The organism is Streptomyces sp. NBC_01445 (assembly GCF_035918235.1).
In the GTDB taxonomy this organism is placed as follows: Bacteria; Actinomycetota; Actinomycetes; order Streptomycetales; family Streptomycetaceae; genus Streptomyces.
Genome location: NZ_CP109486.1, coordinates 27,714 through 43,435, shown reverse-complemented (window position 1 = coordinate 43,435; position 15,722 = coordinate 27,714). Strand labels below are relative to the sequence as shown.

Sequence of the window (15,722 nt, the reverse complement as noted above, 5' to 3'; positions counted from 1 at the left end):
AGACCGCGGCGTGCGCCGGCGACGGCTCCGCGACCGGCGTGGAGGCGCTGAGCGCCCTGGCGTCCTCTCCCAGCCTCGGCGAACTGGTGGATCCCGTACAGCTGCTGCACGCCACCGACCGCTGCGTCCTTGGCTCTCCAAGCGAGAGCTGGATCCCCGGCGTCGTCACCGCCCGCCTGTTTCCCGTGCTGCTGGAGCGCGCGCCGGCCGTCGCGCTGCACAGGTTCTACGAGATCGCCTCAACGAACTGGGGCTTCGCCGCGGGTCTACTGGAACACGCCGCGGAGCTGCTGACCGACGCCCTCGGCGCCGACGCGGCCGCCGCCCTGTGCTCGGCCGCCGCCCGCGGTCTCGCCTGCACCTCACCGGAGGGCAGCGCACCGGACGTCGTGGACGGGGTCCGGCTGGAGCGGCTCATCGAAGGAAGGCGGCAGCCATGACACAGTCCGTCGACGCCGCAGTGGCTCAGGCACACGCGGACGTCGTGGCCCTGTTCCGCGACACCCCCGTCACGGATGCCGCCGGGCTCGCGGCGGTGTGCCGGGCGGCCCGGGACCGGCTCACGGCGATGCCGGTCCCCGACCCGCATGATCCGCATCACTGGGACGCCTACCGGGTGCTCACGCCGACCGTACAGTCCCTCCTCGGCTACGCGCGCGAGGCTGGCGACCCGAGCGGCGAGGCGGCACGCTTCCGTGCCTTGCTCATCGGCGTGCTCCACTATCTCTACGACTCCCGCCGGGCGGCAGCCGGTATCCCCTTGGCAGAGCTGGTGCAACGCGACTGGGAGGAGCACCTCGGGGAGACGCACCCGGACACGATCGTGGCGCTGGAACGGCTCGCCGCCTGCCGGCACGACGGGGAGGGCGCTGAGCAGTCCCGGCCCGTGCTGGAGCGCATCGTCCGGCTGCGGTCACAGAGCCTCGGCGCCGATCACCCGGACACCCTCCACTCGCTCTGCAACTTGGGCGTCTGCCTCAACACTCTCGGCGACTACCGAGAGGCCCTCCGGCTGAACTCCGAGACCTTGCAGCGGTGCGAGCGCCACCTCGGCTCGGACAACTGGACAACCAACCGCGCCATGAACGTCACCGCATCCAGCCTCTTCGGCCTGGGCGAGCACAGCAGCGCACTCTTCATGTACCGGGCCGTACACCGCTGGCACCTCCAGAGGTCGGGCGCGTCCTCCCTGGACACGCTCGACGCGGCGGCCGACGTCGCCCACACGCTTCACGCCCTCGGCGACTACGAGGCGGCCCGCACCCTCAACGCCGACCTGCTCCACATCTATGAGCGCACGGCCGGCAAGGACTACCACGGCACGCAACAGACGCGCGCCCGGCTCACGCAGAACCTCGAGGCACTGCGGCGTGACGCCTAGGCCGTTTCTGATGGCTCCCGGACGGTGTCACGGAGCCAGATGACGATCGTTGCGACGGTCAGGGTGCCGTGGAAGATGTAGTCGCGTTTGTCGTACCTGCCGGCAACCGCGCGGAACTGCTTCCACTTGCTCACGCACCGATCGGCGGCACTGGATCTGGTCGAGGGCCGGGGACCAGCCCCCCAACCGAGCTTGTCTGCCGCGGTGTTCGCGCTGGTCACTAGACTGACCAATGGTCGCCTTGATGTGCCGCCGCAGGTGAGCGCGGGTATCACGGCCGGCCGGAGTGGAGCAGATCGCCCCTCCCCCTCATCCGCACCAAGCCAGGAGGGCGACAGTAGTGCGGCGATTGCGAGTAAGACGGTGTCCTACATGGTGAGTTTGAGGAGCCGTTTGTAGCAGCAGAGGGCTGCGGCGAGGCCGAGAAAGGCCAGGTGGTTGGCCGGTTGGCGCTCGTAACGAGGGCTGAGTCTGCGGTAGCCCGTCAGCCACGACATCGTCCGCTCGATCACCCACCTGCGGCGCCCTAATCGTTCGCTGGACTCGACACCCTTGCGGGCAATGCGGACCCCGATGTGCTTGCCCCAGAGCCATCGCCGCAGGTGCGGGATGTCGTAGGCCTTGTCGGCGTGAAGGCGTTGTGGCTTGAAGTAGCGTCCGCGGTAGGGGTCATGTCTCGTTTGGTGACCCTCGACCATGGGTTTCAACGCGAGGCTGTCGTGGACGTTGGCGGCGGAGAGACCGACGATGAGGGGCAGTCCGTTCGCGTCCGACAGGATGTGCATCTTGGAACCCGGCTTGCCCCGGTCCACGGGGCTCGGACCTGCGTGTTCGCCCCCTCTTTTACCCGCACGTGCGCGGAGTCCAGCACGACACGGGAGACATCGACGAGGCCGGCATCGTCCAGCCGATGCACAACTGCCTCGTGCAGCCGACCCCACACACCGGCTCTCGACCAGATCATGAACCGCCGGTGCACCGTCGACTTCGACACCCCAAAACAGGGCGGCAACGCCCGCCAGGCGCAACCGCTGACCAGTACGTAGATGATCGCGGCGAACAGCGTCTCATCAGGCGTGTTCTGCCTTCCGCCACCCTGCGGCCGCACCCGATCCGCCGGAATCAACGGCCTGGCGATCTCCCACAACCCGTCCGGAACAATCCAACTCCACGTCCCCTGACCCATGTTGAGGAGCACTACCCAGCCTCACCACGTAGGACACCGTCTTAGCTGTCTGTTCCACCCCACCGGGTCGGCCAACGCCAGGGTTCACCGCTGGCAGCAGCAGGACGCAGGCGCGCTCTCGCCGTACTCCACTGAGGCGTCAAGGGCACCCGGGACATTCCGGCGCTGCCTGCGCTGCAGGACGTGACAGGGCTCGTGGGAGGCATCCCACGAGCCCGGTCTGCGTGATCAGTTCAGCCGCTGAGGCGGTGGCGAGGCCCCCAGTCGAACTCGAGATCGCCAGGACGACGTCCTCCAGCGCCCCCTCCCACTGGCCCCTCACTGGCCGGCCGTCTTCGAGGACACCGGACGCACCCTCGCTGACCTTGCCTGCCACGGACAGCTCACCTGGGGACTGCGGGCTGTCCTCACTGACCATCTGCTGTTCGCCTTCAACCGGCTCGGCATCTCTGCGGCCCATCAGAACGTCCTGGCGACCTCTGGCAGCCGCGTGATCTTCCACCGGGAGCTCATACCCGACCAGGCCCCGCGAAGCAGCCGAACTGACTCCGGGACCCCACTACTGTCGTGACAGTGACCATGCACTCCACCGACGCCCCGGCCCGCGATGCGCAGGAACTGCGCGAGGTCCTCATCGCCAAGATCGACAGCCTCGGCAGCTTCCGCACCAGCCGGGTCAAGGACGCCTTCCGCACCGTGCCCCGGCACGTCTTCCTGCCCGATGTGGACCTGGAGACGGCGTACGCGCCCAAGCCGGTAGTCACCAAGCGCGCCGAGGACGGCACCGCCGTCTCCTCCGCGTCAAGTCCCAACATCGTGGCCAAGATGCTCGAGCAGCTCGACGTCCGCCCCGGCCACCGCGTCCTGGAGATCGGCGCGGCCACCGGCATCAACGCAGCCCTGATCGCCGAACTGGCCGGGCCGAGCGGTTCGGTGGTCACCATCGAACTCGACGAGGACCTCGCCCAGCGCGCCCGCACCGGCCTGGCCGCCGCCGGATACGACCAGGTCGAGGTGGTCTGCGGCGACGGTGCCCTCGGCGACCCGAACGGCACCGCATTCGACAGGATCATCGTCACCGCGGGCGCCTGGGACATCTCCACCGCCTGGTGGACCCAGCTCGCCCCCGGCGGACGCATCGTCGTACCCCTGCGCCTCCACGGCAGCGGCCTGACCCGCTCGCTCGCCTTCGACCACACCGACGACGGGCTGATGGTCAGCACCAACGCTGTCGTGTGCGGATTCGTGCCGATGCGTGGCGCCGCCGAAATGGGCGAACGCCACGTCCGCCTCGCCGACGACGTCATCCTCAAGCTCGATGCCGACGACTTTCCCGACGAGCCCGCCCTCGCCCAGGCCCTCACTCACCCCGCCCATGAGCAGTGGACCGGCATCCAGGTCCGTCACAACGAACCCGCCGCCCACCTCGACCTCTGGCTCGCCACCATGAACAGCGGCCTTAGCTTCGGCCGGCTGTCCACCGGCTCCTCCGCCCGCACCCTCGGCCTGGCCGACCCCGCCCTGCGGTGGGCCGGGGCGGGCCTGTACAACGGCGGAACCCTCGCCTACGTGACCGCCCGCCCGGCTGGCGAGAACGCCAACGAGCTCGGCCTCATCGCGCACGGCCCGGACAGCAGCAAACTCCTCGGCCAGGTCAACGACCTCCTTCGCCGCTGGAGCCAGGAGAGGCCCGAGCAGCCCGTCGTCACCGCTTACCCCGCAACCACCCCCGACGCCCGGCTCGCCGCCGGTGTCCACGTCACCCGGCCCGAAACCCGCCTGACTGTCGGCTGGTGACGCCCTGAACGTTCGGTGCGGTGGCGGCGGGCTGGATGACGTGTGGGCCGAACCGGGCGCGGGCTGCATCGGAGGCTGCCTCCAGCTTGCGGGCCTTGTCATCGTGGTCGTCGAACAGGAGTTGGTGGTGCACACCGTCTGCAAGGCCGAGCTGGTCGGCGCGCAGGGAGAGTTGGCGGACGCGTGCCCGCTCGAGTCCGAGTCTCGTGTAGAGGTCGTAGGCGAGGGTGGAGAGGGCTGGGGTGTGGTGGGTGGGTTCGGGCAGGGTGCGGCTGCGGGTGGTGTGGGTGCGGTCGGCGTAGCGCACGGTGAGTGTCAGTCCCCGGCAGACCTCGCCTGTTGTGCGCAGGCGGGCGCCGAGCTCGTCAGCCAGGGCGAGCAGCTCCCGGCGGTGGGCGACCGGATCTAGCTCGTCAGCCTCGAAGGTGTGACTGGTACTGGTGGACCGGACCAGGGCCGTGCGTCGGACCGGCCTGTCGTCCAAGCCGTGGGCGCGGGCGTGCAGCTCGCGGGCGGCGTGCGCACCGAGCAGCCGGATGAGGGGGCCAGCGGGAGTGTCGGCAAGCTGCCCGATGGTGCTGATCCCATACCGGTTCAGGGTTTTGGCGGTCGCGGGTCCGATGCCGGGAAGCGCGGCGAGAGGCCGCAGCCGCAGGAACGCGGCCACTGACGCGTCGTCATCGGCGATGACGGTGATGTGACCGAACGGGGTGGCGGCTGCCGCCATGGCGGAGATGAGCGAACTGGAGTGGCGACGGGTTCCTCGCAAGTCCCATCGGGAGCGTTCGGACAGTTCGTGCTGCACAAGGGGGTAGGACCGCGCCCCACTCGAATGAGTGAAGATGTGCCAGTAACTCGCAGATTTCAGGAGTCAGTTCCCTAAATTGCGAGTCCGTGGGGGATTCCGAAACCCGTCGCTTCACGCTCCTCTCCGGTGGCGATACGCCAGACCTTCCCGAGGGCCCGGACGAGGGGCTCGCGGACGTGCTCACCCTGCAGCGGCCGAGCGTGCCGTCGTCGTCGCGGGAGGCCGAGCGCGACCTGTATCAGGACTCGCTGGCGGAGTACTGCTGGGCCCGGGACGTGGCGGGACTGGCGGCGACCACGCTGAACCAGCTGGTGCAGCCCGTGATCGAGATCTGCACCTTCTACGACGTTCTCCCCTGGGAACTGACGTCACGCATGCTCGACCAGTACTTCGCCGGTCCGGGCAAACGCGGTCGTCAGACCGTCCGCAAGAAGATCACGAACATCGACCACTACTTCGCGTTCCTCGAGCAGCGCTATGCCGGAGAGATCCGCCGCCGGTTCGCGGCGATCGTGGAGTCGCCGGTCGATGCCTTCAACCGGCCCCGGCACCGCGGTGACTTCGGGCTGCGCATCCCGCCGTCGCGGCAGCAGATGGAGGCGTTCTTCGCCGCCTGGCGGCACAGTCTCGCCGCGGCGCGCAAGTACCCGGTGGCCGTGCGGAACTACGTGATGGCCAAGATCACCTACATCTCCGGGGTGCGGGCGTGCGAGCTGTGCCGGGTGCGGATGGGCGATCTGCACTGGGACAACGGCCAGTGGGGCCGGTTCTTGGTACGGGGCAAGGGCGCGAGAGGGTCAGGCCCGAGGGAGCGCGAGGCGTTCATGTTCGCCGAGGGCCGGGAACTGCTGTGGTGGTACGTCGAAGAGGTGCGCGGCCTGTTCTGCGATGACCCACTGGACCCGTACGCTCCGTTGTTTCCCTCTGAGCGGTTGCCGGCCGCGCTGGGGGCGGTGCCCGCGGTGGCGCCGGAGATGCACCCCGACACCTTCCGGCGGGCGCTGCGCGCGGCGTCGCAGGCGCATCTGACCGGAACGGTGACGGTGCTGTTCCCGCATCTGCTGCGCCACGCGTGCGCGACGCACAACTATGAGGCGGGGATGCCTCTTTGGGATGTTCAGGTGCTGCTCGGGCACCAGTGGCCGACCACGACGATCGGCTATCTGGCCTCCGCGAAGGCGGATCCGGAGCGGACCTGCTTGGAATCGTCCCGGCGCGCGGTTCGCCGACTGACAGAGGAGACCTGACGTGAAGTGGAATCTGCGCTGGGTGGCGGCCAAGCGCGACATCTGGCGGCCCAGTGACTTGAAGACGGCCTTCGAGGAGGTGGGCTTCACTCCGTCGCTGAGCAAGGTGTGCGCGCTGTGGTCGGCCAAGCCGCTCACCCTGCGGCTCGACGACCTTGACATGATCTGTGCGGCGCTGCAGTGCACGGTCGCCGACCTGATGGAAGCTGAGCCCTTGGCGGCCGGCGGCGATCTGGGCGAGAGGCCGCAGGCGGTGGGAGAGCAGCCCCGTGCGGGCAGCGGGCAGCGTCCCGTGCCCAAGCAGACCGGTGAGGCCGGCGTGCGTCGCCTGCCTCCGAACTGACCCGTGAGCGCGACTCGGCGGCCCATGGCGGGGAGCTGTGAGCTGTGCTGTACGTGGGGCGTTGTGGAGTTGAGCGGCCTGTGCCCGGAGTGCGCGACCGCGCGCCGCCGCTACCGCAAGGGCGGCACGCACGGCGAGCGGTACCGGGAGGCGTCGTGCCGCCGGTGCGGGTGGCCGGCGATCGTGTCCAGCGACGGCACATGCCGTTGCTGTCGCCTTCTGATTCGCCTGGGCGGCGACGATGCCTGGCTCACCGCCGAGCTCGCGCGCCAGAGCCTGCCACCGGGACGTCCTCAGCAACTCGCGCTGCGCCTTCACCCGGTGCGCCTGCCACGGGCCGACCCCCTGCGCCAGACCGACACCCCGCTGGTGCGCCAGCAGCCGCCCGCCTGGGCCCTGCGCGCGGCCGCGGCGCCCGCGCCGGCCGATGACCCCGCCGTGTGTGTCGAGGAAGTCCCCGGCCAGCTGGGTCTGTTCCCGCCCTGGCCGCGCACCTTCACCCGCGCCCACGCCTCGCGGATCCGCGACCGGCCCTTGGCGGGGCTCTGCGAAGTGGACGCAGTGCTGCGGGAGATGGCCCGCGAGCGCCGCGTCGGCGAGACCTGGATGTTCCACACCAGAAACGGCGCACGCCTTGCCCCTGCCTCCCGGCCACCGGATGAGCAGCGGGTGCGGCCCGAGGCGCTCGCGGACCTGCCGCAGATGGCGCCGACCTTGAAGGAGGCCTTCGACCGTGCCGGTCTGCTCGCCCGCCCTCGAGCCCGCATCGTCCCGACCTGGTACGGGCCCAGGCAGGGGAGTTGCCGCGACTGCCTGGCCTGGACGAACGAGCGAGCCCAACGGTGCGCTGGGTGCCTGAACTGGGCTCATGGCCATCCGAGTGGAACCTGTCACCGGTGCGGCCGCTGGGTGGCACTGCACGACGGCTACTGTCGACGCTGCGTGCTGGTCCTCGCCGAGACCGCGTACGACCTGGACGCCGTAGGACTTCACGGCGGCGACCAGCTGTGGCTCGGCGGCCCCCTGGCCCCGCGGCAACGCACCTCGCGGGTCGGAGACCTCTACGGGCCGCGTCGCCTGCAGCGCAAGAGGAACCAGGCGGTCCGCGCCTCCCGCCGCGCCCGCTCCACCTGCGCTCCCGGTCCGGTCCCCGGGCAGCTGGAGCTGTTCCACCTGGCCCGCGACTGGTCCCGCCTGGACCAACGGCGCCTGCCCGCCCTGACCTTCGCCGCCGAGCAGCTGCTCGACGACTTCACGGCCCACGCCCGCGCCCGCCGATGGGCGTCGAGCACGATCGAGCCCGCCCGGCGCACTCTGCGCGTCCTGCTGGCCCATCTCGGCGCCGAGGCACCACTGCTCGAGGAGGACGTGCGCCTCCTCGCCCGGCAGGACCACTACTCCGGTGCCCGGCTTCTCGGATACCTCCGCCTGATCGGACACCTCACACCCGACCGGCACGGCAATGCCCATCTCGCCCGCGCCCGCCGCCTGGCCGACACCGCGCCCGACCCGTTCCGTACGCCCGTGCACCGATGGATCGACGTACTGACCGGAACCGCCGCACGCCGCAGTCACCCCCTGTCGCCGGTCACCGTGTGCGGCTACGTACGACGGGCCGTAACGGTCCTCAAAGCCTGGTACTCAAGCGGCATCGAGGACCTCCGCACCGTCACCCATGCCCACATCGCTCGCGCCATCACGGAACTCACCGGCCGACCGGCCCAGTCCCGCGCCGTTGCGCTGCGTTCCTTGTTCCGTGCACTCAAGCGCGAAGGCCTCATCTTCCACGACCCGGCCCAACACGCTCCGGCACCAGCCGTGCACAGCCTGCCCAGACCACTAGACGAGGACAAACTCCGCGGCGCGCTGCGCCTGATTCCCGCCGTGCGTACGCAGCTCACTTTCGTGCTCGCCGCCGTCCACGCCCTGAGCGTTCACGATCAGCGCGGCCTGCTCCTCGACGACCTCGACCGCGCCGCCGGCACGCTCCTCGTGCGCCGCCAAGGCGTGCTCCCGCACACCCTCTTCCTCGACGAACTCACCGGCCGCCTGGTCACGTCGTGGCTGGCAGAGCGGAACCGCCGCTGGCCAGTCGGCACGAATCCGCATTTGCTCGTCACGGCCCACACCGCCTTCGACCCGGCCCAACCACCGGTGTCCACGGAGGGCATCGGCAAACCGCTGCGGCGACTGGGGCACCAAATCGGTCGACTGCGCCGCGACCGGATCCTCGACGAGGCCCGGCATACCAGCGATCCGCTGCACTTGGTGCGGCTGTTCGGGATCCACCCGCGCACCGCCATGACCTATCTATATGCCGCGCACCCGGGGCGTTTCCGGCCCGACGTCGTTGCACCGTGAAACCTGTTGCCGCGACCCTGCACGGCAGGCGGATCCTGGTCGAACGCGTCTGTTCCGGCCGCCCGATCGCGCACGTCGCCGCCGAAATGGGTACCTCCCGTCCCAGCGCCTACAAAAAAGGGAATGCGCCGCCAGGCCCCGGCAGGGTCAACTTGGTAGCACTGCCGTGGATTCCCGCACCACCAGCTCGCAGTCGTTGGCAATGACGCCGCGCCGCGGCTCGCCGTTCAGCATGGCGAGCATCGACTCCGCCGCTACCCGTCCCAGCTCACCCAGCTGCGGATCGATCGTGGTGAGCTGGGGCCGAGACGCCAGTGCCATGACGTCCCAATTGTCGAAGCCGACGACGGATGCCTCCTCCGACACCTTGATTCCGAGCGCCTGCAGCTGCTCGACGACACCGCGGGCGACCTGGTCGCTGCCGCAAAAAACCCCGTCGAAGGGCTTTCCGGAGTTGGCGAGGATGCTGGCGGCCTGACGACCCCAGGCCTCGTTCCACTCGCCCCACATGGCCGAGTGCGTGACGGGTTCGAGCCCGGCCGCGTGAAGCTCGTCCCGCATGCCGGCGTAGCGCAGCCGCGCGGACAGATGCTTCTGCGGCCCCGCGATGTAAGCGATCCGGCGATGCCCGAGCGCAAGCAGGTGCGAGGTCGCCAGCCTGGCGCCGTGATCGTCGTTGATGACGATCGAGAGGTCCTCTGGGCTCTGGGACCGGGCAAGCACGTAACAGACCGGAACCTTGGCCGCGATGTCGATCGGCGGCCGAGGCTCCGCGCGACGGCCCGTCACGATGATCGCGTCCACCCCGCGCTCGAGGAAGGTCTGCAGGTGGTAGCTCTCGCGGATCGCGTCACCGCGCCCGTCGGCAAGCAGAACGGAGATGCGACCGGCCCCGAGAGCATCCTCGATGCCCAGCATGATGGGGATCGCGAAGCGCGTGAAGCTGTCGGTGGTAAGCAGCGGTGCCGTAGATGCTGTAGACGCCGCCGTACTGCGGATCCTGCAAGGTGACCTTGTACTTCGGCTTGCGGGGGCTGGGCGAGGCGGTGTTGCCGGGTCATGCAGGCGCGGATCGCAGGCTTCCGTTGGGCATGCCGACCTCGCGTTCCACGGTGTCCCAGACAAGGGAATGGACATCGCCGTACGGGGCGTCGCCCCGCATGGATGTCTGGACCAGGACCCCGTCGACGAGGACGAGGATGCGCAGGGCACTGGCCTTCGGGTCGGCCATCTGGAAGGCGCCCGCTGCCCGGCCGAGCCGGAGGATCTCCGTCAGGACGTCGAGTCCGTCGAGCATGCGCCGGTCCACTTCGGCCGCGAGTTCCGGTCGGCGCGGGGCGGCGACCCAGGCGCTCATCCAGATGCGGGCCTGCTCCGTCCCCAGGCCCAGCATCCTGCCCACGAGCGCGGCGAGCGCCTCGGCGGGAGGCAGTTCATGCAGGGCTTGGCGGTCGCGGTCGTTGTGCGCGGCAGTGGTCTGGGCGAAGGCGGCGACGACCAGGTCGTCGACCGTGGGGAAGTAGTGATGGATCAACCCGGAGGTCACGCCCAGTACTTGGGCCACGTCCCGGGACGTGATCCGGTCGAGACCTACGGTGTCGGCCAGTGACAGGGCTGCCTCGATGATCTCTTGGCGGCGCTCCTCGGGGGATCGGCGGCTGACCTTCTTCGGCATGCCGGACAGTCTATTGACCGCTCGCTCAACGCAGAACGCCCGGGTCGAGGCGTGACCACGCGGCGGCCACCGCCAACACAGGCAGACGTGAGTCTTGACGCCCCTCACACCCCCCTGTTGAATACCTGCTCAATACGCAGTTGAGCATCTGTTCAACATGGAGGTGTCGTGATGCCCGCTTCAGGAGACACACGGACAGAAGTACCACCCACGCCATCCGCCCAGGTCGATGGATCGGCCCCCCAGGACGCATTTGGCAAGGTCGAGACCCGCGGCATCGACCACGTCCCCGAGGATGAGCGCCACGGGCGCCCCTTCGAGCTGTTCCCGGTGTGGCTGTCGTCCAACGTCGGCTACCTCTACATCCTGCTCGGCGGCTCGCTGTCGGTCCTGGGCCTGAGCGTCGCCCAGGCGTTCGCCGTGCTGTTCCTCGGCAGCCTGTTCTGGGGACTGGTCGGGTTCCTCGCCGTCAGCGGTCCCGCCTCGGGCGCACCGAGTCAAGTCGTCACCCGTGCCGTGTTCGGGATCCGGGGCAACCGGATCTTCGGCGCCGCCCTCCAGTGGCTGGTCGCCGTCACCTACGAGGGCATCAACCTCGCCCTCGGCGCCCTGGCCAGCTTCTCGCTCCTCGACTCGGTCGGTCTCCATCCCGCCGTGTGGATCAAGGTCGCGCTCACCGTGATGATCGGCGTCGCGGCGTTCGCCCTCAGCCTGTACGGGCACGCCACGATCGTCCGCTTCAGCGTGCTGTTCTGCGTGCTCCTCGGCGCCTGCGGACTGCTCCTGGGGGGCTTCGTGACGCAGCACGCAAGCCTCCACCCGGCCCACTTCACCGCACTGCACGGCCACGACCTGTTCGCAGCCGCTCTGATCGGCTTCGCCCTCATCGCCTCCGCACCGCTGTCCTGGTCGAACGGCGCCGACTACGCCCGTTACCTGCCCCGCGACGTCAGCAAATGGAAGGTGGCCCTCAGCACGGCCGCCGGCGGCTTCCTGCCCTCCGTGGTGATGGGCGGCATCGGCATCCTCGCCGGGACCGCGGTCGACATGAGCGACCCACAGAACGCGATGCGCGCCATCGTCCCCGGCTGGTTCTACGCCATCTTCCTCGCGGTCATCGTCGTCAGCTCGGTCGCCAACAACGTCATGACCACCTACTCCTCGGGGCTGTCCCTGCAGGCCATCGGCGTACGCATGAGCCGCTCCCGCTCCGTGCTCATCGACGCGGTCCTCGGCGGCGCCTTGTGTGCCTACGCTCTGCTCTCCCCGAGTTTCCTGACGTCCCTCAACAACATCCTGGCCCTGACCGTCACCTTCCTGGGCCCGCTGCTGGCCATCTACGCCACCGACATCGTCCTGCGACGCAACCGCTACGACGGCCTCGCACTGCACCAGGAGCAGCCGGGCGCCCCGTTCTGGTACCGACGCGGCTACCGCCCCGCCGGCATCATCGCGCTGGTCACCGGCACCGTCGTAGCGCTCCTGTTCGTCGACACCACGCTCTTCGTGGGGCCGGGCACCAGTGCTCTGGGCGGTCTCGACCTGTCGGCGCTGCTCGGCCCGCTCACCGCCGCCGCCGTCTACCGCCTGCTCGGAAAGAACCGGGAGACGGCCCGCCCGTGACTCCCCAGCCCCCGCACGGCACCCCCGCCACACCAGCGTCCTCCCCCCAACTGCCTGTCGCCGAGACCTGGTTCACCACCACACGGATCGACGACGCCATCACCCTGATCCACGAACCACACGTGCACCCCTTCCTGCAGGCCAACACCTGGTACATCCGGGGCCGAGACCGCAGCCTCCTCATCGACACCGGCCTGGGCGTGGCACCACTGCGCCCGGCGTTCCCGCAGCTGTTCGCCGACGAACCCATCGTCGTGATCACCCATGGACACCTCGATCACATGGGCGGCGCCCACGAGTTCGCCGACTGCCGCGCACACCAGGCCGAGGCCGTCGAGACCCCACCACCCGGAGCCCTGGCCTCCGCCGCCCTCTTCGACGAACTCGGCATGGCGGCAACCGACACCCCGAACGTGCCGCACCTGCTGATCTCGGCTCTCCCACACGAGGACTACGACCCGGGGAGCTACCGGCTGCGCCCGACCCGGGTAAGTCGGCTTCTGGCCGAGAGCGACACCATCGGCCTCGGCGACCGCGACCTCACCGTGCTCCACCTGCCCGGCCACAGCCCCGGCAGCATCGCCCTGTATGAGCCGGAGACACAGACGCTCTTCTCCGGCGACGTCGTCTACGACGACCGACTGCTCGACGACATCCACGGCGCCGACCCATGCGCATACATAGCCACCATGACCCGGCTGCTGGAACTCCCCGTCCGTGTGGTTCACCCCGGCCACGGCCCGTCCTTCGACGGCGTACGCCTACGCGAACTCGCCGCCGCATACATCGCCTCACACCGCGTCACCCAGGACATGGCGTGACGGCGCAGTCGGGAAACCCTCCGGCCGGAGCCGGACTCGAAGACATCCACGGCAACGCCACCGCCCCCCGGGGCCATCAACACCCCCGCCCCTCACCGCTCTGCACATCAGCCACGACTCCCAACTTCCCCTGCAGTCACGGCCTCTACGCTACGAGGGGAAGGTCAGATGGACGCCGTCCTCTACGTCGACCGCACCGGCATCCCCTGGCGGTAGTTGCCGCACGACTTCGCACCATGGGAGACGGTGTACGGATACTTCGCCGACTGGCAGAAGGACGGTGTCTTCGACCAGCTCAACGGGCTTCTCCGCCGCCTGGTCCGTGAGTTCGGCGAGTACAGCACGCATGAGCTCGGCATCCAGCCCGAGGCGTACGAGACGAAGCTGGACGTGGACTTCGCCCTGCTGTGCGACCAGGACCCGGCCGCCGCGAGGGCCCGCCAGTGATCTGGCGGGCCCTCGCGGCGGGGTGCGTCTAGGCGTCAAGCATGTCCGTGAAGTAGGTGTCGTGTCGCATCTGGAAGGCCTTGGCTTCTTCGCGGCCGCGTTCCGCGTACTCTGCGGCCTTCTCGAAGTACTCCTCGCGCGGCGCACCCGGCGAGAAGATCATCATCATGGACAGCGGCTCATCGGAGTCGTTCTGGAAGGCATGCAGGCCACCGGCGGGCACGTAGAGGAAGTCTCCCTCCCCGCCCTTGATCCAGCGTTCGCCGTTGTAGAACTGGACCTCGCCGGAGAGCACGTAGAACGACTCCGAGATCGCCCGGTGGAAGTGCTCTTTGGCGCCCATGGTCTTCGGTCCCATGTCGACCTTGTACAGGCCGTACTCGCCCCCGGTCGTCTCCTCGGTGGCCACGTAGCTGATGTTGGTGGCGCCGATGAAGCCGGTGTCGGGCTCCTCGGCCGAGGGTCGGTACTTCGCGCTGATCTCGCCGTTGTCGTTGAGGTAGCGAGGGTCGGGGTACGACACGATGGTTCCTTTCGTGAGGGCGGTTTGACGCCGCGACGGGATTCTTCAGACACAGCGGTTGGGTGAGGGCAGTGACACGCCCATCTGCGGCGTTGTCGCAGGTGGGCGGGCTGGGCCGAATGGACGTGGTGACTCGCCCGGTCCGTGGTGCGGCCGGTCACTCAGCTGAGGATGAGCATGGCTGCCAGGGCCGGACCGAGGGCTCCGCCCATGAGGTAGGCGAGTTGGAACAGGCCGATGGCGGTGGGACGCTGGCGTTCGGGGACGGCGGAGGCGGCGGCCATGGACTGGGTGGCGTTGGCGCCGGTCGCGGTGAAGACGGCCAGGCCGATCGCGAGGAACAGGACGATCGCGCTGTGGGCGAAGACGGCCGCCGCGGCGGCGAGCGCTCCGACCGCGAGCAGGAGTGCTCGTACCGTGCTCCGGCCCAGGCGCGTGGAGACGGCGGCGAAGGCGAGGGTGAGCACGGACCCGGCGATCATGGCGGTCATCTGGCCGACCGCGACCGATCCGGTCGACCAGTCGGCCCGGTCGGTGATCAGCTGAGGGATCCCGAACAGCAACGTGAAGTAGAGAACGGACAGGGCGACGGCGATCAGCACCGAGCCGCGGAAGAGCCGGGATCGCAGCGCGGCCTGGGGGACGTAGCCGTGCGGGCGGCGCCGTATGTGCAGGGCCAGGAGGGCGGCGGTGACGGCCGCCACGGCCAGGGCGGGCAGCGGGTTCGACGGCAGCAGGACGATGCCGCTGGACAGGATCGCGAGCAACACGGCGCCGCGGGCATCGAAGCGGCCCTCGGCCGTGGGGGGCGCCTTGGTGGTGTGTCGGCTGACGGCGGGGACGGCCAGGAGCGTGATGATCAAGATGCTCAGGGCCGCCCGCCAGGAGACCGCACTGGTGAGGCGTTCGCCGAGCAGCGGGCCGACGCCTCCGAGGATCCCGGAGCCGGCGCTGATGACGCCCATGCGGCGGGCGGTGCCAGCGAGATTCATGGCAATGGCCATCATGCCTGCGCCGCCCGCGGCCTGTCCGGCCCGGCCGACGAGGGTGAGCGGCAGCCACGGCGAGACGGTCACGAGCGCGGTGCCGGCGACGACGAAGGCCGCGCTGGTCCACAGCGCAGAGCGTGTGCCACGCCGACGCACCAAGGTCGCGATCAGCGGGGTCGCGACGGCCAGCGTCAGCGCGAACACGGTGACCAGCCACGACGCGGTGGCCTTGGTGATGCCGAGGGAGCGGCTCATGTCGCCGAGGATCAGGACGGCGGCGTTGTTGGCGGCGGCGACCGGAGTGGCGAGCAGCGCCAGCCAGAGGACGGGGACGCGGCGGGTGGGTTCGTTCACGGAGGCGTGGGTGTGCGTGGTGGCCGGTCCGGTCGTGGTGGACATGACTCTTCCTGTGCTGGTGGACAGTGGGATGGAGGGGAGGAGGGATGGGGCGGGACTACCCGGTTTGTCCGGTGGTGGCGGCCTGGGGTTCCAGAGGGAGCGTGAGGCGAACGGCCAGCTGG

At 69.5% G+C, this 15,722-nt stretch carries 14 protein-coding genes and 1 pseudogene; 8 read left to right on the top strand and 7 right to left on the bottom strand.

The features are described from left to right. Positions 1–436: 436 nt before the first annotated feature. The gene (locus OG574_RS48165) at positions 437–1,381 is read left to right on the top strand and encodes a tetratricopeptide repeat protein (RefSeq protein ID WP_326771258.1); all 945 of its coding nucleotides are present in this window, start codon (positions 437–439) and stop codon (positions 1,379–1,381) included. Here OG574_RS48165 and OG574_RS48160 read toward each other — a convergent pair. Beyond that, the gene (locus tag OG574_RS48160) at positions 1,378–1,515 is read right to left on the bottom strand and encodes a hypothetical protein (RefSeq protein ID WP_326771257.1); all 138 of its coding nucleotides are present in this window, start codon (positions 1,513–1,515) and stop codon (positions 1,378–1,380) included. The genes OG574_RS48165 and OG574_RS48160 overlap by 4 nt on opposite strands. Before the next feature lie 234 nt (positions 1,516–1,749). Continuing rightward, positions 1,750–2,567, bottom strand: a protein-coding gene (locus OG574_RS48155) for an IS5 family transposase (RefSeq protein WP_326771256.1) whose coding sequence is annotated in 2 segments (ribosomal slippage) — positions 1,750–2,228 and positions 2,228–2,567 — 819 coding nt in all. Because the reading frame shifts where the segments join, the coding sequence is not laid out codon by codon here. Between the two features lie 579 nt (positions 2,568–3,146). On the opposite strand from OG574_RS48155, the gene fxlM reads away from it, so the two are divergent. After that, positions 3,147–4,364, top strand: a complete 1,218-nt coding sequence (fxlM, locus tag OG574_RS48150; protein WP_326778315.1) for a methyltransferase, FxLD system — start codon at positions 3,147–3,149, stop codon at positions 4,362–4,364. On the opposite strand, the gene OG574_RS48145 is transcribed toward fxlM, so the two are convergent. Beyond that, positions 4,327–5,091 carry a DNA polymerase Y family protein gene (locus OG574_RS48145; RefSeq protein WP_326771255.1) on the bottom strand — a complete coding sequence of 255 codons (765 nt, stop codon included), beginning with the start codon at positions 5,089–5,091 and terminating at the stop codon, positions 4,327–4,329. The genes fxlM and OG574_RS48145 overlap by 38 nt on opposite strands. 167 nt (positions 5,092–5,258) lie before the next feature. Between OG574_RS48145 and OG574_RS48140 the strand changes: the two genes are divergently transcribed. The 3 genes from OG574_RS48140 to OG574_RS48130 are packed head-to-tail and all read left to right on the top strand — an operon-like array spanning position 5,259 to position 9,123. Then, positions 5,259–6,419 carry a tyrosine-type recombinase/integrase gene (locus OG574_RS48140; protein WP_326771254.1) on the top strand — a complete coding sequence of 387 codons (1,161 nt, stop codon included), beginning with the start codon at positions 5,259–5,261 and terminating at the stop codon, positions 6,417–6,419. A 1-nt stretch (position 6,420) separates the two neighbouring features. Beyond that, positions 6,421–6,762 carry a helix-turn-helix domain-containing protein gene (locus OG574_RS48135; protein ID WP_326771253.1) on the top strand — a complete coding sequence of 114 codons (342 nt, stop codon included), beginning with the start codon at positions 6,421–6,423 and terminating at the stop codon, positions 6,760–6,762. Between the two features lie 3 nt (positions 6,763–6,765). Continuing rightward, positions 6,766–9,123 carry a hypothetical protein gene (locus tag OG574_RS48130; protein WP_326771252.1) on the top strand — a complete coding sequence of 786 codons (2,358 nt, stop codon included), beginning with the start codon at positions 6,766–6,768 and terminating at the stop codon, positions 9,121–9,123. 147 nt (positions 9,124–9,270) lie between these two features. On the opposite strand, the gene OG574_RS48120 is transcribed toward OG574_RS48130, so the two are convergent. Then, positions 9,271–10,041 carry a substrate-binding domain-containing protein gene (locus OG574_RS48120; RefSeq protein ID WP_326771251.1) on the bottom strand — a complete coding sequence of 257 codons (771 nt, stop codon included), beginning with the start codon at positions 10,039–10,041 and terminating at the stop codon, positions 9,271–9,273. A gap of 139 nt (positions 10,042–10,180) precedes the next feature. After that, positions 10,181–10,798: a TetR/AcrR family transcriptional regulator gene (locus OG574_RS48115; RefSeq protein ID WP_326771250.1), complete on the bottom strand. Its 618-nt coding sequence runs from the start codon at positions 10,796–10,798 to the stop codon at positions 10,181–10,183. Positions 10,799–10,969: 171 nt separating this feature from the next. Here OG574_RS48115 and OG574_RS48110 point away from each other — a divergent pair, with 171 nt between their 5' ends. The 3 genes and pseudogenes from OG574_RS48110 to OG574_RS48100 form a co-directional block, all read left to right on the top strand. Then, entirely contained in the window at positions 10,970–12,421 is a 1,452-nt protein-coding gene (locus OG574_RS48110; protein WP_326771249.1) for a purine-cytosine permease family protein, read from the top strand. Further along, positions 12,418–13,242, top strand: coding sequence for an MBL fold metallo-hydrolase (locus OG574_RS48105; protein ID WP_326771248.1), 825 nt, complete (start codon positions 12,418–12,420; stop codon positions 13,240–13,242). The genes OG574_RS48110 and OG574_RS48105 overlap by 4 nt, the downstream gene beginning before the upstream one ends. Before the next feature lie 168 nt (positions 13,243–13,410). Next, positions 13,411–13,569, top strand: a pseudogene (locus tag OG574_RS48100) (transposase); the annotation flags it as partial. Positions 13,570–13,717: 148 nt separating this feature from the next. On the opposite strand, the gene OG574_RS48095 reads toward OG574_RS48100, so the two are convergent. Then, positions 13,718–14,212, bottom strand: coding sequence for a cupin domain-containing protein (locus OG574_RS48095; protein ID WP_326771247.1), 495 nt, complete (start codon positions 14,210–14,212; stop codon positions 13,718–13,720). A 161-nt stretch (positions 14,213–14,373) separates the two neighbouring features. Then, complete coding sequence (locus OG574_RS48090) at positions 14,374–15,600, bottom strand: MFS transporter (protein ID WP_326771246.1); 1,227 nt, start codon at positions 15,598–15,600, stop codon at positions 14,374–14,376. Positions 15,601–15,722 lie beyond the last annotated feature (122 nt).